Genomic DNA, 4,155 nt, shown 5'->3' with positions numbered 1-4,155 from the left:
CGGGGAGGTGCCGGATTCCCGATGGGTTTAAAACTCGAATTTTGTAAAAAGGCGGAAAGTGCTGTAAAATTTATCATCTGCAATGCGGATGAAGGGGATCCCGGCGCCTATTCGGACCGGTATCTGTTAGAACAACAACCACATGCCGTTTTGTTCGGTATGCTGGTTAGCGGGTATATCACCGGGGCACACCACGGAATACTATACATCCGTGCGGAATATCCCGAGGCCGTGGCAATCATGGAAAAAGCCATAGAAGCGCTCGATAAACAAGGCCTGGCCGGAAAGGATATTCAGGGGAGTGGCTTTGATTTTGAATTCAAAATCATTCAGGCGCAAGGCTCCTACATCTGTGGGGAAGAAACGGCCCTTATAAATTCTATTGAAGGGCAGCGACCGGAAATAAGGGTGCGCCCGCCCTATCCTGCCCAGAGGGGGCTCTTTAACAAACCTACTGTGGTGAACAATGTGGAGACCCTTGCGGCCCTGCATTTTATAATAAGTGAGGGTGGAACTGCCTGGAAGGCCCTTGGCACCGAAAGGTCTTCCGGCACCAAACTGGTTTGCCTGGATAGTTTTTTTAACCGACCCGGACTATATGAAGTGGTTATGGGTACCCCTATGCAAACTGTTGTCGAGGATCTGGGCGGGGGGTTTAAAGTTCCGGTAAAGGCGCTGCAGATTGGTGGACCCCTGGGAGGGGTTGTCCCGGTAGGGAAACTGGGGGAACTTACCCTCGATTTTGAGTCCTTTGCAGCCGGGGGGTTTCTATTGGGTCACGCTTCAATCGTCAGCATCCCGGAAGACTATCCCATGATTCGATACATCCAGCATTTATTTGATTTTGCCGCCTATGAGAGTTGCGGTAAATGTTTTCCCTGTCGCCTGGGGACCAAGCGGGGGCATGAAATGGCCACCCGGGCTATCGACGGGACGTATACCATTGACAGGACCCTTTTTAGCGACCTTTTGACTACCCTGAAAGAGGGTTCCCTATGTGCCCACGGGGGGGGTATACCCCTTCCGATACAGAATATTTTACAGTATTTCGATGCTGAATTAAAAGCGTATTTCAATTAAGTGAGAGCCATGAAGAAAGCCTTTATCAATGACGTAGCCCATCCGATCACCCCGGGAGAAACCCTGCTCTCTTTTATCCGTCGGGAAGCAGATGCCAGTCTTGTCCCCACCCTATGCGATGCCCCGAATTTGGATCCTTTCGGAGCGTGCCGGGTCTGTAGTGTTGAAGTTGCCCTGGAGAAGGACGGCCCGGTTAAAACCATGGCGTCCTGCCATACTCCCGTGGCGGAAGGCCAGTACATTTATACCAGTACACCCAGCGTACAGAAACTCAGGAAAAATATTATTGAACTGGTCCTTACAGACCATCCCCTGGATTGCCTCACCTGTGAGGTCAACGGGAATTGCGAACTGCAAACAGTGGCTGCCCAGGTCGGGATTCGCGAGGTCAGGTATCCGGAAGGCGAAAACCACCTCCATAAAACCAAGGACCTCAGCCATCCCTATATGACCTCAGACCTCAGCAAGTGTATCAACTGCTATCGGTGTGTACGGGCCTGTGATGAGGTGCAGGGTGAATTTGTGCTCAGTATGGCCGGCCGGGGCTTTGACGCCCATATTATCAAAGGCCTGGACCAAACGTTTATGGATTCGGATTGTGTGAGTTGCGGCGCCTGTTCCCAGGCGTGCCCTACTTCTGCCATTTCCGATATCTTCCAGTCCAAATCCGTTCAGGCGACTGAAAGTACCCGGACGGTTTGTACCTATTGTGGTGTCGGTTGCAATTTGGATATCGCCACCACCAATGGTGAAATCCTGGCTATTACGGCCCCATATGACGCCGAGGTCAACCAGGGGCATACCTGCCTTAAAGGGAGGTTTGCTTTTAAATTCTACGATCACCCCGAACGCCTGGATGCCCCCATGATCAAGCGGGATGGGGTTTTTGAAAAGGTGAGTTGGGATGAGGTGTACGACTACATCACCGACAAGTTCAAATACTTCAAGGAAACATTTGGCCCGGATAGTATGGCCGGTATTTCCTCTTCCCGCTGTACCAACGAGGAGAATTACCTCATGCAGAAATTCTTCAGGGCGGTGATTCAGACCAACAATATCGACGGCTGTGCCCGGGTGTGTCATTCGCCCACGGCCCTGGGTATGCAGCGGACTTTTGGAACGGGTGCCGCCACCAATTCCATCGATGATTTGAAGGATACGAATTGTATTTTGGTCATCGGGGCGAACCCGACGGATGCCCATCCGGTTACCGGTGCCAAACTGAAGCAATTCGCCATGAAATCCGATAATGTATCCATCGTTATCGATCCGCGGCGCACTGAATTGGCCCGATATGCTACACATCATCTGGCCCTTCGTCCCGGTACCAATGTGGCCGTGCTCAATATGATGATGTATTATATTGTACACGAAGGCCTGGTCGATATGGACTTTGTAGGCAGGCGGACGGAAGGGTATTCCGACTTTATCGATGAACTCCTTTCTATAGATATAGACAGGCTCGAGGCGGTAAGCGGGGTGCCCAGGGAGGAAGTCCGGGCCGCGGCAATAGCCTATGCCACTGCCCCCAATGCCATGTCCTTTCACGGACTGGGCGTTACCGAACACTCCCAGGGAACCTTTACCGTTATGCAGATTGCCGACCTGGCCATGCTTACCGGGAATATTGGACGCAGGGGGGTTGGCGTGAACCCCTTACGCGGACAGAACAATGTACAGGGAAGCGCAGATATGGGCGTGCAGCCGCATCAGGGCGCGGGATATCTCGATGTGACCCGGCCGGAAATCAACCAGCGCTACAACGAATTTTACGGCAGTGAACTGCCGCTGCATATCGGGTATAAGATCCCGGAAATGTTTCAGGCCGCTTTGGATGGAAAGCTGAAGGCCCTATGGGTTATTGGGGAGGATGTGGTGCAGACCGATCCGAATACAAAGAAAGTGATACGCGCCCTGGAGGCCACAGATTTGGTCATCGTACAGGAACTCTTTATGACCGAGACGGCCAAATACGCCGATGTCATTCTTCCCGGGGCTTCATTTTTGGAAAAGAGCGGGACCTTTACCAATGGGGAGCGACGGGTTCAGGCCGTCCGACAGGTGGTCGATCCTATTCCGGGTAGTAAGCCCGACGGACAAATCATCGTGGATATTATGAACCGCATGGGATATCCACAACCCGAATACACCCCGGATGGGATGCTGGACGAAATTTCACAGATTGTACCGTTTTTTGCGGGTATCCGATGGGAACGTTTGGGGAATAATGGGCTGCAATGGCCTGTCAGCCCCGATGGAACGGATACCAAGATTTTGCATGAGCAGGAGTTCAAGCGGGGCCTGGGCTATTTTGAGTTTCACTCCTGGGAGGAGAGCCAGGAGATTCAGGAGCACGGCAAGAAGTACCCCTATATCCTGACCACCAATCGGGAGTTGGAACACTACAATTGCGGTGCCATGACCCGGAGAACCGCCAATGAACAAATTCTCAAAAGCGACTACCTGATGATTCACCCGAAAGACGCAGAGGACAATCGGATCGAGGATGGCGATTTCGTCTGTCTGGAATCCCCCAGGGGAAAAGTGGATGTAAAAGCGCGTATTACCGATGAGGTCAAGCCCGGAGTTTTGAGTACAACCTTCCATTTCCCGGATATCATGGTCAATACGATCACCAGCGATGTACACGATTCAGAGGCGATGTGCCCGGAGTATAAGGTAGTGGCCGTTCGAATTCGTAAATCCAAGGGGAAATTCAAACAGCTCCTGCAGGATCGTTAGTCCGAATTTCGCATAATGTAGTGGGAAGAGAAAAGAAAGAGTAGGGGATTTATTACATTTGCGAGCTAAGTACGAAACTATCATGAAGGCATATATTTTCCCAGGTCAGGGAGCCCAGTTTAGCGGAATGGGTAAAGACCTGTATGAAGGATTTCCGATGGCACAGGAGCTTTTCGAACAGGCGAACGATGTCCTTGGTTTTTCGATCACTGACATCATGTTCGAAGGCACTGCTGAGGATCTCAGGCAAACCCGGGTAACACAACCAGCAATTTTTCTGCATTCGGTAATCCTAAGTAAGGTCCAGGGGAGTTCGTTCGCCCCGGATATGGT

At 51.6% G+C, this 4,155-nt stretch carries 3 protein-coding genes; all 3 read left to right on the top strand.

The annotated features are described in order from the left end of the window. The coding region (locus WBV75_RS07740; protein WP_424120058.1) for a complex I 51 kDa subunit family protein at window positions 1–1,080 on the top strand (1,080 nt) is incomplete at its 5' end. A 9-nt stretch (window positions 1,081–1,089) separates the two neighbouring features. Further along, a complete protein-coding gene (gene fdhF / locus WBV75_RS07735) occupies window positions 1,090–3,822 on the top strand; it encodes a formate dehydrogenase subunit alpha (RefSeq protein ID WP_424120057.1) in 2,733 nt (910 codons plus the stop codon). A gap of 82 nt (window positions 3,823–3,904) precedes the next feature. Continuing rightward, window positions 3,905–4,155, top strand: a 251-nt coding sequence (locus WBV75_RS07730; protein ID WP_424120056.1) for an ACP S-malonyltransferase, incomplete at its 3' end; no start/stop codon positions are given.

The organism is Robiginitalea sp. (assembly GCF_049588695.1).
GTDB lineage: Bacteria > Bacteroidota > Bacteroidia > Flavobacteriales > Flavobacteriaceae > Robiginitalea.
The sequence above is the reverse complement of the archived record's forward strand: the minus strand, read 5'-3'. Positions and strand labels throughout refer to the sequence as shown.

Excerpts from the sequence above, each read along its gene's own strand:
- fdhF (WP_424120057.1), top strand. The coding sequence starts at position 1,090 with ATGAAGAAAGCCTTTATCAATGACGTAGCCCATCCGATCACCCCGGGA.